We start from the raw sequence: 15,129 nt of genomic DNA, 5'->3' as shown, positions 1-15,129 counted from the left end.
ATACGGTGTAACTCGTTCTGTAGGAGCGAGCTTGCTCGCGAAGGGGCGCTGACCGATAAGCCATCCGCCAGCGCCCGCTGACCGACTGCCCCGCCTGCAACAGCACCAGCCCCGGCCTTCCCGGCAGGTGATGAGCATTGACCGGATGACTCACCGGCTCGAAACAGAAGAACGTCTGCCCCGGCGGGCAATACAGCAGGTAGTGATCGAAACCCTCGGCCTGGCAGTCGAGCCAGTAGTCCGCGTCGGCTTGCAGGATCCGGCAGCGGCCGTCCCATCCGGTAAAGCAGTGATCGACTTTCCCCGCCGGCAGCTCCGCCGCGTTCTCCAGATTCCATTCCTCCGGCACCGCGCGGTGTTCTGTGGATAACTGCTGCCCGTCGCACAACCACACACCAGCGGCCCGCGCCTGGACCTGGGTGGCCGCCGTGCGCGGGAAGAACGGGTGGAGGCCGAGCCCATGCCACAGCGGACGCGGGTCGAGGTGGGTGACTTTCAGTTCCAGAGTCAGGCAGCCGTCGGCCAGATGAATGCGCTGCTCGGCGCGGTAGGCGAAGGGCGTCGCGCTTTCCAGGCGCAGCAGCACCGTGTCGGCGCTGTGCGCGAGGATTTCCCACGGCTGTTGCCAGGCGCTGCCGTGCACCGCCAGCGGCGAGTCGGGCGTATTAGGCGGCAGTTCGAACCAGCCGTCGGGCGCTTCGAAACCACCACCGGCAATGCGGTTGGACCAGGGCACCAACGGGAAGCTGGCCTGCTGCCGCGCCGTCAGTGGCCGTGCCTGCAAATTGCCCGGACGCAGCAGCGGCTGGCTGTCGGCGCGGCGGCGCCAGTCCACCAGGCTACCGCCCAGCCCTGGCGCCAACAGCAGGCGGGTGAGCCGGTCTTCCAATACCAGCAGTTCCGGTTCAGCCATTGAACGACGGCTCTTCCAGGCCCTTCACCCCGACGTTCAGGGCGAACAGGCCGCCTGCCAGCGGTTGGTCGCTGAGGTCCACGCCTTGCGGCCGGATCGAGGTGACGAACAGGGTGTCCAGGCCCGGGCCACCGAACGCGCACATCGCCGGTTTCTTCACCGGCAGCGGCAGGCTGCGGTCGAGCTTGCCCTCGGGGGTGAAGCGCAGCACCAGGCCGGCGTCGTTGGCGCAGGTCCAGTAGCAGCCGTCGGCGTCCACCGCGGCGCCGTCCGGGCGACCGGGATGGGCGTTCATGTCGACGAAGACCCGACGGTTGTGGGCGGTGCCGCTGTCGGTGTCGTAATCGAAGGCCCAGATCAGTTGCACGCTGGCGTGGGAGTCGGACAGGTACATGGTCTTGCCGTCGGGGCTGAAGGCCAGGCCGTTGGGCACCAGCAGACCGTCCAGTTGCGGCACCAGGCCGTCGCGGGTGGTGTAGCGGTAGAGTTTGCCCACCGCTTCGCTGCCCATGTTCATCTGCATGGTGCCGGCCCAGAAGCGGCCTTGGCGGTCGCAGCGCCCGTCGTTGAAGCGCATCCCGGTGCGGGCGTGGTCGACCTCGGCCACCGACTCGCCGAGCAGCCGACCGTGGTCATCGGCGCGCAGGCGGAACAGACCGCTTTCCCGCGCCGCCAGCCAACTGCCGTTGGCGAGCGGTGCGACGCAGCCGAGCATCTCGTCGCCCCGCCAACTGTCCAGCGTGCCGTCGAGGCGCCAGCGCTGCAGGCAGCCGCTGGGGATATCGACCCAGTACAGCGCCTGCTCGCTGGCGACCCACACCGGGCTTTCACCCACGCCGTTGCGCGCATCGACAATCAATTCAGCAGTCATGGTCATGCTCCCTCACTCGAACGGGCCGGCGGCGGTAAACGCGCCGCCCTGATAGCGGGCTTCCGGCGAGTCGGCGGCGGGTTTGGGCTGGGCTTCCATTTGTGGGCGGAAGCGCTCGGAGCTGTCCTTCGGCACGAAGTCCAGGTGCGCGGCGTAGCGGTTGTCCCACCAGGTGTCGCGGTTGGCGGATACGCCATAGACCACGGTGTGGCCGACGTCCGCACTGAGCAGCGCGCGTTCCACCAGATGCCCGAGGTCCGAATAACTCAGCCAGGTGCTGAGCATGCGCAGGTTGCGCGGTTCAGGGAACGACGAGCCGATGCGCAGGCTGACCGTCTCGATGCCATAGCGATGGAAATAGAAAGTCGCCAGGTCTTCGCCATAGGACTTGGACAAGCCGTAGTAACCGTCCGGGCGGCGCTCGGAGCGGGCGTCGAGGCGGTCCTGCGGCGAGTGGAAGCCGGTGACGTGGTTGGAGCTGGCGAACACCACCCGGCGGATGCCGTGGATGCGCGCGGCTTCATAGATGTGGAAGGTGCCGCGGATGTTGGCCTCGAGAATCTCCTCGAACGGCCGCTCCACGGACACACCGCCCAGGTGCACGATGGCATCGACGCCTTCTACCAGGGCCAGCACGCCGTCCTTGTCGGCCAGGTCGCAGGGACGCACTTCTTCATGGCTGCCTTCGGCCGCGGCCATGGCACTGATATCGGAAAGACGAACGACCTCGGCGTGGGCTTGCAGGCTTTGCCGCAGCACCTGGCCCAGGCCGCCGGCCGCGCCGGTGAGGAGGATGCGCTTGAAGGGTTTGCTCGCTGTCATGGGATTCCTCGAAAGGCAGGGAAGGGGGGAGGCCGCTCGCGCGGCCTTGGCTTACATGAAGTTGTACTGGATGCCCAGGCGCCAGCGGGCCTGGCGATCATCGGTGGTGGAGTTGACCTTGATATCACCGATTTCCATGAACGGCTGCCATTGCTTGGTCAGCTTGTACTTGATGATCAGGTTCTGCTCGTAGTCGCTCTTCTTGTCGTCGTAGCGGATGTAGTCCGTCAGGAAGTGAATGTACTGGTACTCGTAGGCCAGTTTGCTGCCGGTCGGCGTGTAGCCCAGCCAGCCTTCGAAACGGTTGGTGTTCTGGTTGTTCTTGCCGCGGTCGTCCACGTCCTCGTTGATCTGGTCGCGATCCAGGCGCTTGGCGTCATAGCGGTAGCGGGCGGCGACGTACCACTGATCGTCGATCTTGTAGTTGTACTTCAGGCCGAACTTGTAGGTGGTGCTGTCCTTGGAACTGTCCATCTGAAAGGCAGGGGTCAGCGTGGACTTGGGGCTGAGCTTGTAGTTGTAGCTGACGGTCAACTCGTGGCCGTTGTTGATGATGTTGTCGTAGGCAACATCTTTGCGGTCGCCGGCGGTGCGGTACTTGATCTCGGCTTCGAAACCCAGGCCGCTGTCCATGCGATAGCCGAGCTTGACCCGATCGGCGTGCTGGCGGTCGTCGTCGGTGTACTGGTGGCGGTAGTTGATGCTGGCGGAGTCGGCGTAGGCGTTGATCGACAGGGCGAGGGTGGTCAACGCAATAAACAAGCTGTGAGTGGTTTTCATGCGATCTACTTTTTTGTTTTTGTTGGGTAGGGGCGATGTCTGGCAGTTCGGGTGTTAAACGGCGCGGGGTCCTCAGTGGTTGTTGGAATATACGTTATCGTACAACAGCGACGACTGTCTATGGTCGCCAGCACCAAGGTCGTATGTTTTTTTCATGTTATTGAAACATAAAGGAATTTACTTTCTTTACAGTCACAAAAATGCTGTTTCGGCCAGGTTTTGAAGGGGAATCAGCAGGTTAAAAGGAGGCGAAAAGGGGACGACATTGAGGGGTTGCAATTGTTATACGATGACGTATGATCGGCCTCACAACGTTACTCCAGACACAATTCCAAGAAGAAAGGCATACGACGTCCATGAGAATTACATCAGTCAATGTGCAGGTTTTTTCCTACCCGACCCGCCGCTCGGTAGACAGCGCCGGGCATGCTCACCCAGGTGACGTCACCCAGGCCCGCATGGCCCTGCTGCGCATCCGTACCGAAGACGGCACCGAGGGCTACGCCTTTGGCCCTCCCGAGTTGCTGCGTCCTTATCTGCTTGATGGTTTCGTGCGCAAAGTGCTGGTCGGGCAGAACGCCTTCGACCGCGAACGCCTCTGGCAAGACCTGGCCCACTGGCAGCGCGGCAGCGCCAGTCAGTTGACCGACCGTTCCCTGGCGTTGGTGGAGCAGGCGCTGTGGGACTGGGCCGGGCGCAAGCTGAATATCCCGGTGCACAAGCTGGCCGGTGGTTTCCGTGACAAGGTCCCGGCCTACGGTTCGACCATGTGCGGTGACGAACTCGAAGGCGGCCTGGCGACCCCGGACGACTACGGCCGCTTCGCCGAAACCCTGGTCAAACGCGGCTACAAGGCGATCAAACTGCACACCTGGATGCCGCCGGTGTCCTTCGCGCCAAGCCCGCGCATCGACGTCAAGGCCTGCGCCGCCGTGCGTGAAGCGGTCGGCCCGGACATCGCGCTGATGCTCGACGGCTACCACTGGTACAACCGCACCGACGCGCTGTACATCGGTCGCGAGCTGGAGAAGCTCAACTTCGCCTGGTTCGAAGAACCGATGATGGAAGAGTCCGCCGAGTCCTATGCCTGGCTTGCGGCCAACCTGGACATCCCGGTGCTCGGCCCGGAAACCCTCGCCGGCAAATACATGAGCCGCGCCAGTTGGGTGAAGAACGACGTCTGCGACATCCTCCGTGCCGGCGTCGCCGGGGTCGGCGGCATCGGCGCCTGCCTGAAAGTGGCGCACCTGGCCGAGTCCTTCGGCATGGATTGCGAAGTCCACGGCAACGGCGCGGCCAACCTCGCGGTGGTCGGCGCGATCAAGAACTGCACCTGGTACGAGCGCGGCCTGCTGCACCCGTTCCTCGACTACGACGAGGTGCCGGCCTACCTCAATCGCCTGGTCGACCCGATGGACAGCGACGGCTTCGTCCACCTGTCCGACCTGCCTGGCCTGGGCGAGGACATCAACTTCGACTACATCGAGACCCACACCCTGCAGCAGTACTGACCTGTGCCCGCGGTACGGCCTCGATGCCGTGCCGTTCGAGATGCGAATAACTACAACAAAGGTCTTCTCACATGCGTCGATTTCCACTCCTGTTTGCCGGGCTGTTCGCTGCGTCGTTGACGCTGGCGCCGCTCACCACCGTCCACGCGAAAACCCCCGCCGACCAACTGATCGTCGGCATGAGCATGATCAACCTGCTGTCCCTCGACCCGGCCGCCGCCACCGGGCTGGATGTCTCGGAGGTCAACGCCAACCTCTACGACATGCTGCTGGTGCAGGACGTCAAACAACCCGATCAACTGGTTCCGGCCCTCGCCGAAAGCTGGCAGGTCAGCGATGACCGCCGCACGATTACCTTCAAGCTGCGGGACGGGGTCAAGTTCCAGTCCGGCAATTCGCTGAGCGCCGACGATGTTGCCTGGTCGCTGCAGCGTGTGCTCAAGCTCAACCTGGCCCTGGCCTCGACCTGGAAAGCCTACGGCTTCAGCGCCGAGAACGCCGAGCGCAGCCTGCGCGCGGATGGTCCGAATACCTTCGTCGTCGAGTTGCAGCGGCCCACCGACCCGCAACTGGTGCTCAACACCCTCGCCACCTCGCCGAGTGCTTTCATCCTCGATCGCCAGGCCGTGCTCAAGCACGAGAAGAACGGCGACCTGGGCGCCGCCTGGCTGACCACCCACGCCGCCGGCAGCGGCCCGTTCATCCTCAATGACTGGCGCGCCAACGACGTGATCCTGATGACCCGTTTCGACGGTTACTGGGATGGCCCGGCCAAGCTCAAGCGCATCGTCATGCGCAACATGACCGAGTCGCAGTCGCTGCGCCTGATGGTCGCCCGTGGTGACCTCGACCTGGCCAAAGGCATGGCCGCGCCAGACATCGAAGCGCTGTCCCATGACGACAAGGTCCGCGCCCAGACCGTACAGCGCGGCACCCTCTACTACGTCGCGCTGAGCGTGAAATCCAAGCCGTTCGAAGACGCCCGGGTGCGCAAGGCCGTGCGTTCGCTGATCGACTATCAAGGCATCAACCAGACCGTCATGCCGCACTACGGCCAGCTCAACCAGCGTCCGTTGCCGCTCGGTCTGGAAGCGCGCCTGGACGATCCGGGCTACACCCTGAACGTCGCCGAGGCGAAGAAACTGCTCACCGAGGCCGGCTACCCCAACGGCTTCAAGACCACCATCCGCGTGCTCACCGAGCCGCCCTTCATCAACATCGCTTCCAGCCTGCAGGCGACCCTCGCCCAGGCCGGCATTCAGGCCAGCATCATCACCGGCACCGGCAACCAGATCTACGGCGCCATGCGTGAACGCAGCTTCGACATCCTCGTCGGGCGTGGTGGCGGCGGGGCCGAGCGTCATCCGCATTCGAGCCTGCGCACCCTGGTGTACAACCCGGACAACCGCGACGAAGCCCGCCTGAGCAACTTCCAGGGCTGGCGCACCTCGTTCTTCAGCCCCGAGCTGAACAGCCTGATCGAGACCGCCGAAGTCGAGCCGGACCACGCCAAGCAACTGGCCCAGTACCAGCAGATCCAGCAGCGCCTGGACGAGCAGGTCGGCGCGATCCTGCCGGTGTCGCAGATGACCGACACGGTAGTCCTGTACCACGACGTGCAGAACTACCAGGGTCATACCGCTGCCACCACCCGATACAAAGACGTCTACAAGGCGCGCTGAGCCGGCCGGGCCGCGAGGCCCGCGCCAGCGCCTGAGCGATCACTCTTCTGGAGCCCGTTATGTTCGTTTCGACTGCCTCCGTGCTGGGCACCCGCGTGTCCGGCACCGCCCGCCGGGCCAGTACGGTCCTCGTGACTTTGCTGGGCCTGCTGGCCATGACTTTCTTCATTGGCCGGGTAATGCCGCTGGACCCCGTGCTGGCGGTCGTCGGCCCGGACGCCGACAGCTCCACCTACGAACAGGTGTACCGCGCAATGGGCCTGGACAAGCCGATCTGGACCCAGTTCGGCCTGTACCTCAATGACCTGCTGCACGGCGATTTCGGCAACGCGCTGCTGACCGGCCACCCGGTGCTGGACGACATCCGCCGGGTGTTCCCGGCGACCATCGAACTGGCCACCCTGGCGATTCTCTTCGGTGTGGTGATCGGCCTGCCGCTGGGTGTTTTCGCCGCCAGCAACCAGGGTCGCTGGGGCGACCATGTGGCGCGGATGATCACCTTGTTCGGTTACTCAACGCCGATCTTCTGGCTCGGCATGATGGGCCTGCTGGTGTTCTACGCCATGCTCGGCTGGGCCGGCGGGGCAGGGCGCATCGACCTCGCCTACGACGGCCTGGTCCCGGAAACCACCGGCTTGTTGTTGATCGACAGCGCCCTGGCCGGCGACTGGGAAGCCTTCAGCAGCGCGCTGCGGCACATCGTCCTGCCGGCGCTGATCCTCGGCCTGAACTCGGTGGCCTACATCAGCCGCATGACCCGCAGCTTCATGCTCGAACAGCTCTCGCAGGAATACATCATCACCGCCCGGGTCAAGGGCCTGTCGCGCCGCCAGGTGGTGTGGAACCACGCGTTTCGCAACATCCTCGTGCAACTGCTGACGGTCGTGGCACTGGCCTACGGCTCGCTGCTGGAAGGCGCGGTGCTGATCGAGACGGTGTTCGCCTGGCCCGGCTTCGGCCAGTACCTGACCAGCAGCCTGATGCTCGGTGACATGAACGCGGTGATGGGGTGCGTGCTGATCATCGGCCTGATCTTCGTCGCCCTGAACCTGATCAGCGACGGGCTGTACAAGGTCTTCGACCCACGGACCCGGTGAATACCCGCAGCCCTGTCAACAACTACAAGAAAAAGGACGCCCACATGAACCCGATCACCACCGCACTGCGCCTCAGCCTGTTCGGCGCCATCCTTGCCCTGGCGCCAGTCACCGCCGCGCAGGCCAAGACCCCGGCCGACCAACTGATCGTCGGCATGAGCCTGGTCAACCTGTTCTCCATCGACCCGGCCAACGCCCCCGGCCTGGACGCTTCCGGGGTCAATGCCAACCTCTACGACACCCTGGTCAAGCGCGACAACGGCAACCCCGAACAGCACCTGCCGCAACTGGCGAAAAGCTGGAGCGTCAGCGAAGACGGCAAGCAGATCACCTTCACCTTGCGCGACGACGTCAGGTTCCACTCCGGCAATCCGCTGACCGCCGACGACGTGGCCTGGTCGTTGTACCGGGTGATGAAGCTCAACTACGGTCTGGCCACCACCTGGAAGGCCTACGGCTACAGCGTCGACAACATCCAGTCGCTGATCCGCGCCAGCGATGCCCATACCCTGGTCATCGACCTGCCGCAGCCCACCGATCCGCTGCTGCTGATCGACTCGCTGGCGACCTCGCCGAGCGCCGTGGTGGTGGATCGCCAGACCGCGCTCAAGCACGAGAAAAACGGCGACCTCGGCGCCAACTGGCTGGTGACCAACGAGGCCGGCAGCGGCCCGTTCACCCTGACCCGCTGGAACGCCAACGACTCGCTGCTGATGACCCGCTTCGACGGCTACTGGGGCGGCCCGGCCAAGCTCAAGCGCGTGGTGGTGCGGCACATGACCGAATCGCAATCGCTGCGCCTGATGCTCGAACGCGGCGACCTCGACCTGGCCTACGGCATGGCCGCGCCGGACATCAAGGCCATCGACGGCCGCGACACCCTGCAAGTGCAGTCGCTGCAACGCGGCACCATGTACTACGTCGCGCTGAGCATGAAACAGCCGCAATTCGCCGACCCGAAAGTGCGCGAAGCGGTGCGCAACCTGATCGACTACCAGGGCCTCGACCGCCAGGTGATGCCGTACTACGGCAAGCTCAACCAGCAACCGATGCAACTGGGCCTGGCCGCGCGCCTGCCGGACCCGGGCTACGCGATGAACGTGGCCAAGGCCAAGACACTGCTCGCCGAAGCCGGTTACCCGCAGGGTTTCAGCACCACCATCCGCACCCTGTCCGAGCCGCCGTTCACCGACATCGCCGCGCGCCTGCAGGCGACCCTCGCCGAAGGCGGGATCAAGGCCAGCATCGTCAGCGGCACCGGCAACCAGGTGTACGGCGCCATGCGTGCGCGCAACTTCGACATCATCGTCGCCCGCGGCGCCGAGCGTTACCCGCACCCGTACTTCAGCCTGCGCACCTTCGCCTACAACCCGAACAACAGCGACGACGCCGGCCTGCCCAACTTCCAGGGCTGGCGCGCCTCGTTCTTCAGCCCGCAACTCAACACCCTGATCGACCAGGCCGGCGTCGAACGCGACAGCGGCAAGCGCGTCGCGCTGTATCACCAGGCGCAGTCGCTGTACGACCAGCAGGTGGGGCCGATCATGATGATTTCGCAGATGACCGACACCGTGGTCAGCAGCGCCGAGATCAAGGGTTTCAGCGGCGATGACGCCGAAGCGACCCGTTACCTGGGCGTCTACAAGCAGCGCTGATCGCGCGTCCGTTTTTTCAATCGAGAACATGCCGATGATTGCCAACATGTCTTCTTCCGAAACCCGCGTCAAAGCGCAGCCGGACAGCCCCGGCTCGAGCCTCGATGCCTTCTACAAGAGCAGCCTGCGGGTGCTGCGCCATCTGCTGCGCAACCCCATGACCCTGATCGGCCTGATGGTCGCGCTGTTGCTGGTGGTAGTGGCGTTGTTCGCGCCGCTGATCGCCACCCACGACCCGGTGGTGCAGAACCTCGCCAACGCCCTCAAAGCACCGAGTGCGGAGCACTGGTTCGGCACCGACGAATACGGCCGCGACATCTTCAGCCGGCTGGTCTACGGCTCGCGCATCACCCTGTACATCATCGGTCTGGTGACGGTGATCGTCGGCCCGATCGGCCTGTTCATCGGCACCGTCTCCGGCTACTTCGGCGGCGTGGTGGACACGGTGTTCATGCGCCTCACCGACATCTTCATTTCCTTCCCCAGCCTGGTGCTCGCCCTGGCCTTCATCGCCGCCCTCGGCCCTGGCCTGGAGCATGCGGTGGTCGCCATCGCGCTGACCTCGTGGCCGCCGATCGCCCGCCTGGCGCGGGCGGAAACCCTGTCGCTGCGCAAGGCCGACTTCGTCGTCGCGGTGCAACTGCAAGGCGCCTCGGCCAGCCGCATCATCCTCAAGCATATCGTGCCGATGTGCCTGTCCTCGGTGATTATCCGCCTGACCATGAACATGGCCGGGATCATCCTCACCGCCGCCGCCCTCGGCTTCCTCGGCCTGGGTGCGCAGGCGCCGTTGCCGGAGTGGGGCGCGATGATTTCCACCGGCCGGCGCTACATGCTCGAGTGCTGGTGGCTGGTGGCAGTACCGGGCGCGGCGATCATGCTCGTCAGCCTGGCGTTCAACCTGCTGGGCGACGGCCTGCGGGACATTCTCGATCCGCGCAGCGAGTAACCGGAGGCCGCTATGTCTGATATCAAACTCAAGGTGGACGGGCTCAATGTCCGCTTCGTCAACGGCAAGAAAGAAACCCACGCGGTGCGCGATGTGTCGTTCACCCTGGGGCGGGAAAAGCTGGCCATCGTCGGTGAGTCCGGCTCGGGCAAATCGACAGTCGGGCGCAGCCTGCTGAAGCTGCATCCGGCCAGCGCGAAGATCACCGCGAAGACCTTGCAGTTCGGCGACCTGGACCTGCTCTCGGCCAGCGAAAAAGCCATGCAGCAAGTCCGCGGACAGCGCATGTCGATGATCATGCAGGACCCGAAATACTCGCTGAACCCGGTGGTGAAAGTCGGCGAGCAGATCGCCGAAGCCTACCTCGCGCACCACAAGGCCAGCCGCGCGGAAGCCCGCGAACGGGTCATGGAAATGCTCGAAAAGGTCCATATCCGCGACCCCAAGCGGGTCTACAACCTGTACCCGCACGAAGTCTCCGGCGGCATGGGCCAGCGCATCATGATCGCCATGATGGTCATCACCCGGCCCGAAGTGCTGATCGCCGACGAGCCGACCTCGGCCCTCGACGTCTCCGTGCGCCAGCAGGTGCTCAGCGTGCTGGAAGAGCTGGTGGAGCAGCAGGAACTGGGGCTGATCTTCGTCAGCCACGACCTCAACCTGGTGCGCAACTACTGCGACCGGGTGCTGGTGATGTATGCCGGGCGGGTAGTGGAGTCCCTGGCCGCCTGTGACCTGCACCGCGCCGAACACCCCTATACCCGTGGCCTGCTGGCGGCGCTGCCGAGCATGGACAACCGCCGCGAGCGGCTGCCCGTGCTGCAACGCGACCCCCGCTGGCTGACCTGCTGAGGAACCCGTCATGTCCATGATCCAAGCACACGCGCTGAACCTGAGCTTCGGCAGCGGCCCGAGCCTCAACCAGGTGCTGCACGACGTTGAACTGAGCGTCGCCGACGGCGAATCCTTCGGCCTGGTGGGCGAGTCCGGCTCGGGCAAGACCACCGTCCTGCGCTGCCTGGCCGGGCAATACCGGCACTGGAGCGGCGAGCTGAGCATCGCCGGCGTGGCCTTGCAGCACAAGATTCCCAAGGAGCATTACCGGCTGGTGCAGATGGTCTTCCAGGACCCCTACGGTTCGCTGCACCCGCGCCACACCATCGACTCGGCGCTGCGCGAGCCGTTGGTGATCCACGGCATCGGCGACCGTGACGACCGGATCAACGACATCCTGCTCAAGGTCGGCCTCAACGACAGCTTCCGCTACCGCTACCCGCACCAGCTTTCCGGCGGCCAGCGCCAGCGCGTCGCCATCGCCCGGGCGCTGATCCTCGAACCCCGCGTGCTGCTGCTGGACGAGCCGACCTCGGCGCTGGACGTCTCGGTGCAGGCGGAGATCCTCAACCTGCTGGCCGACCTGCGCCAGCGCGAGAAGCTCACCTACCTGATGGTCACTCACGACCTCGGCGTGGTCAGCCACCTGTGCGACAAGGTCGCGGTGATGCAGCAGGGACGTATCGTCGAACGCCTCGACAGCCAGGCCCTTAGCCAGGACCTCGCCAGCCACGAGTACACCCGCATGCTGGTCCAGGCCAGCCGCGATTTCAGTCAGGACACCGCCCCCGCGCTGGCCGGCTGAGCCCGCGCCTTTCAAGGAAACGCCATGCCTCATTGTCAGATCGATTGCTCGCGGGGCGTGGCCCTGCGGGTCGGCGAACAGCGCCTGCTGGACGCCTTGCACGACGCCGTGGACGCCGATGGGCTGTTCGCCCCCGGCGATATCAAGCTGCGGCTCAACGCCCACGCGCATTACCGCTGTGGCGAGAGTCGCGAGGAGTTCGTTCACGTCACCCTGTACCTGCTCAGCGGGCGTGACGAGCAGCAGCGCCGCGCCCTGGCTTCGGCCTGCGTCGGTGTGCTGGTGGCGCTGCTGCCGGACGTGGCGGCGCTGTCGGTGGATGTACAGGAAATGCGCCGCGAGACCTTCGTCAACCGGCGCCAGTATCTCGAACAGCAACGCGCGCCGGCCTGAACCGGCGCGTCACGCCCTGGCAATTACAAGGACAAGAACATGCCACGACATCACGCACTGAAACGCTCCCTCGCCGCCCTCGTCGCCGTTGCCGCGAGCCTGCCGGCCTGGGCCCTGCAACCGCCGGGCAAGGTCCAGGTGCCGACCCTGGCCTACGACGAGCGCCAGATCATCCTGGTCTGGGAGAAGCCGGCGGAGTACCGCGACATCGTCGACTACCACGTCTACGCCAACGGCAAGCTGCTCGGCAGCGCCAACGCCAACAACGACCGGGTGTCGCCCGCCAAGCCGTACATCGACCGCTTCTACGAGCAGGACACCGCGGGCTTCCATCACCGCATCGGTATCCACAGCTTCACCGCCGATGACCTGACCGCGGACAGCGAATACCGCTTCACCGTGCGTGCCGTGGGCAGCGACGGTAAGGAGTCGGCGGACAGCCCGGTGCTGGTGCAACGCACCACGCCGCTGCCCGCGGTCTTCGATGTGCGCCGCTACGGCGCCAAGGGCGATGGCCAGAGCGTCGACACCCAGGCCCTGCAACGCGCCATCGACGCCTGCACCACGGGCTGCAAGGTGCTGCTGCCGGCCGGCACCTACAAAAGCGGCGCGCTGTACCTGAAGAGCAACATGACCCTGGAGCTGGCCGAAGGCGCGACCTTGCTCGGCTCCGAGCGGGCCGAAGACTATCCGCTGGCCGGCTACATCCAGTACCCGTATTCCAGCACCGTGCGCCCGGCGTCCTTGCTCAACGCCTTGCCCCGCGACCCGAACCAGCACCAGGCATTCGAGAACATCCGCATCACCGGCAAGGGCACCCTCGACGGCAACGGCTGGAAACGCCAGGCCGACACCCTCGACCAACGCGGGCAGGCGCTGCCCAACTACCAGGCCAGCGACAACACCCGCTACATGACCGACGGCATCCTCGCCAAGACCCAGGTGGAACAGGCGGTGGCCCGCGGCATGCCGGTCAAGGACGCCTACGGACAGATGCGCTCGTCGCTGATCACCCTGCGCAATGTGAAGAACGTTTTCTACGGCGGCTTCACCGTTCGCAACCCGGCGTTCCACGGCATCATGAACCTGGAAACCGAGAACGTGGTGCTGGCCAACACCCGCCACCTGACCTACGACGCCAACAACGGCGACGGCATCGAGTTCGCCAACAGCCGCGGTGCCATGGTCTTCAACAACTTCTTCGACACCGGCGACGACTGCGTGAACTTCGCCGCCGGCACCGGCGCCGACGCGGTGAAGCAGAAGCCTCAGGAAGATGCGTGGATCTTCAACAACTACTTCCGTCGCGGTCACGGCATGGTGGTCGCCGGCAGCCATACCGGCGCCTGGATCCAGAACATCCTCGCCGAGGACAACGTCTCCGACGGCACCGATGTCGGCTTACGCATGAAGAGCACCAACTTCATGGGCGGCGGCGCGCGCAACGTGGTGTTCCGCGACTCGGCGATCCGCAACAGCGTCAAGCAGGGCTTTATCTTCACCCTCGACTACAACGACCCCAACGCCAAGCTCGACTACCGTCGCTCGACGGTGCCAGGGCAATTCCGCGACGTGCGGATCAGCGATGTGACGGTGGAAAACGCCGGCGCCGCGGCGATCGAGGTCAAGGGTGACGGCAACTTGAACGCCTGGCACAAGGGCCTGAGCTTCGAGCGCGTGCGCTTCAGTGGCCCCGCGGTGGCGAAGATCGACGGCCTCAAGGACTCGCGTTTCGACAGCGTGAGCTTCATCGGTCATGGCAGTGGCAACCCTTGGCAACTGGGCAAGGCCGAAGGGCTGGAATTCAGCCAGGTCGAGCCGGCGCCTGAACCGCGCTGAGCGTCAACAGTCTCAAGTACAGGCCGTGCGATTGACCTCGCACGGCCGTTTTTCGTCAGCGTCGCCCGTAGTTGTCACACCTTGTGCGACCTTATGGCACAGAGTCTGGCCGGTATAATGCCTGTTATCGTACAACCTCATGGGCTATGATGCGCCTCATGGATTTTTCGAGATCACACTTCCCTATGCAAACACCTCCTCGCGCGCGCAAGCGTCGCAATCTGGCCGAGGAACTGGTGCTGGTGCTCACCGAGCGGATTCGCCAGGGCCAGCTCAAACGCGGCGACAAGCTGCCCACCGAATCGGAAATCATGGAGGAGCAGGGCATCAGCCGCACCGTGGTGCGCGAGGCCATCTCCCGCCTGCAAGCGGCCGGCCAGGTGGAAACCCGGCATGGCATCGGCACCTTCGTTCTCGACACACCGAGCCCGAGCGGCTTTCGCATCGACCCGGCGACCATCGTCACCCTGCGTGAAGTGTTGTCGGTACTGGAACTGCGGATCAGCCTGGAAACCGAATCCGCCGGCCTGGCCGCGGGCCGGCGCAGCGATGAGCAATTGCGCGGCATGCGCGAGGCCCTAGATGCGATCGCCGCCAGCGTGGCGCAGTCCAGCGACGCGGTGGGGGCGGACTTCCAGTTCCACCTGCAGATTGCCCAGGCCACCGGCAACCGCTACTTCACCGACATCCTCACCCACCTGGGCACCCGCATCATCCCGCGCACGCGGCTGAACTCGGCGCGGCTGGCCCATGACGAGCAGTCGCATTACCTGAGTCGATTGAGTCATGAGCACGAGGCGATCTACGAAGCGATCGCCCGGCAGGATGCGGAAGGCGCGCGGGCGGCGATGCGCTTGCACTTGACCAACAGCCGCGAGCGGTTGCGGCGGGCGCATGAAGAGGCGGAAGCGCAGGGGGCCTGAGTCGGTCCCAAGCTGCATTTCGGGTTGTGGCATCTGAACTGGCGAGTATGAAGCT

The 15,129-nt window shown here is 64.9% G+C and carries 14 protein-coding genes; 10 read left to right on the top strand and 4 right to left on the bottom strand.

Features of this window, described 5'->3' with window-relative positions; genetic code table 11:
• The 4 genes from NTD88_RS17740 to NTD88_RS17725 form a co-directional block, all read right to left on the bottom strand.
• Window positions 1-913 (bottom strand): aldose 1-epimerase (locus NTD88_RS17740; protein WP_262153514.1); only part of this gene is annotated, 913 nt, incomplete at its 3' end.
• Complete coding sequence (locus NTD88_RS17735; RefSeq protein ID WP_262153513.1) at window positions 906-1,784, bottom strand: SMP-30/gluconolactonase/LRE family protein; 879 nt, start codon at window positions 1,782-1,784, stop codon at window positions 906-908. The genes NTD88_RS17735 and NTD88_RS17740, both read right to left, overlap by 8 nt.
• Window positions 1,785-1,796: 12 nt before the next feature.
• Window positions 1,797-2,606, bottom strand: a complete 810-nt coding sequence (locus NTD88_RS17730; RefSeq protein WP_262153512.1) for an NAD-dependent epimerase/dehydratase family protein — start codon at window positions 2,604-2,606, stop codon at window positions 1,797-1,799.
• 51 nt (window positions 2,607-2,657) lie between these two features.
• Complete coding sequence (locus NTD88_RS17725) at window positions 2,658-3,386, bottom strand: oligogalacturonate-specific porin KdgM family protein (RefSeq protein WP_095156892.1); 729 nt, start codon at window positions 3,384-3,386, stop codon at window positions 2,658-2,660.
• A gap of 356 nt (window positions 3,387-3,742) precedes the next feature.
• Between NTD88_RS17725 and NTD88_RS17720 the strand changes: the two genes are divergently transcribed.
• From NTD88_RS17720 to NTD88_RS17675, 10 genes are all read left to right on the top strand, one after another.
• Window positions 3,743-4,897, top strand: a complete 1,155-nt coding sequence (locus tag NTD88_RS17720) for a mandelate racemase family protein (protein WP_262153511.1) — start codon at window positions 3,743-3,745, stop codon at window positions 4,895-4,897.
• Window positions 4,898-4,968: 71 nt separating this feature from the next.
• Window positions 4,969-6,579, top strand: coding sequence for an ABC transporter substrate-binding protein (locus NTD88_RS17715; protein WP_262153510.1), 1,611 nt, complete (start codon window positions 4,969-4,971; stop codon window positions 6,577-6,579).
• A 59-nt stretch (window positions 6,580-6,638) separates the two neighbouring features.
• Complete coding sequence (locus NTD88_RS17710; protein ID WP_095156895.1) at window positions 6,639-7,676, top strand: ABC transporter permease; 1,038 nt, start codon at window positions 6,639-6,641, stop codon at window positions 7,674-7,676.
• A 44-nt stretch (window positions 7,677-7,720) separates the two neighbouring features.
• On the top strand, window positions 7,721-9,331 hold the full coding sequence (locus tag NTD88_RS17705) for an ABC transporter substrate-binding protein (RefSeq protein ID WP_095156896.1): 1,611 nt from the start codon (window positions 7,721-7,723) through the stop codon (window positions 9,329-9,331).
• A gap of 34 nt (window positions 9,332-9,365) precedes the next feature.
• Window positions 9,366-10,280: an ABC transporter permease gene (locus tag NTD88_RS17700; RefSeq protein ID WP_095156897.1), complete on the top strand. Its 915-nt coding sequence runs from the start codon at window positions 9,366-9,368 to the stop codon at window positions 10,278-10,280.
• Window positions 10,281-10,292: 12 nt separating this feature from the next.
• A complete protein-coding gene (locus NTD88_RS17695) occupies window positions 10,293-11,132 on the top strand; it encodes an ABC transporter ATP-binding protein (RefSeq protein ID WP_095156898.1) in 840 nt (279 codons plus the stop codon).
• A gap of 10 nt (window positions 11,133-11,142) precedes the next feature.
• Window positions 11,143-11,919, top strand: a complete 777-nt coding sequence (locus tag NTD88_RS17690; RefSeq protein WP_095156899.1) for an ABC transporter ATP-binding protein — start codon at window positions 11,143-11,145, stop codon at window positions 11,917-11,919.
• A gap of 24 nt (window positions 11,920-11,943) precedes the next feature.
• Entirely contained in the window at window positions 11,944-12,312 is a 369-nt protein-coding gene (locus NTD88_RS17685) for a 5-carboxymethyl-2-hydroxymuconate Delta-isomerase (RefSeq protein ID WP_262153509.1), read from the top strand.
• Between the two features lie 39 nt (window positions 12,313-12,351).
• On the top strand, window positions 12,352-14,151 hold the full coding sequence (locus tag NTD88_RS17680; protein ID WP_262153508.1) for a glycoside hydrolase family 28 protein: 1,800 nt from the start codon (window positions 12,352-12,354) through the stop codon (window positions 14,149-14,151).
• Window positions 14,152-14,336: 185 nt separating this feature from the next.
• Entirely contained in the window at window positions 14,337-15,074 is a 738-nt protein-coding gene (locus NTD88_RS17675; RefSeq protein WP_177454438.1) for a FadR/GntR family transcriptional regulator, read from the top strand.
• Window positions 15,075-15,129 lie beyond the last annotated feature (55 nt).

Source organism: Pseudomonas sp. 20P_3.2_Bac5 (genome assembly GCF_025466035.1).
Lineage (GTDB): Bacteria > Pseudomonadota > Gammaproteobacteria > Pseudomonadales > Pseudomonadaceae > Aquipseudomonas.
The sequence above is the reverse complement of the archived record's forward strand: the minus strand, read 5'-3'. Positions and strand labels throughout refer to the sequence as shown.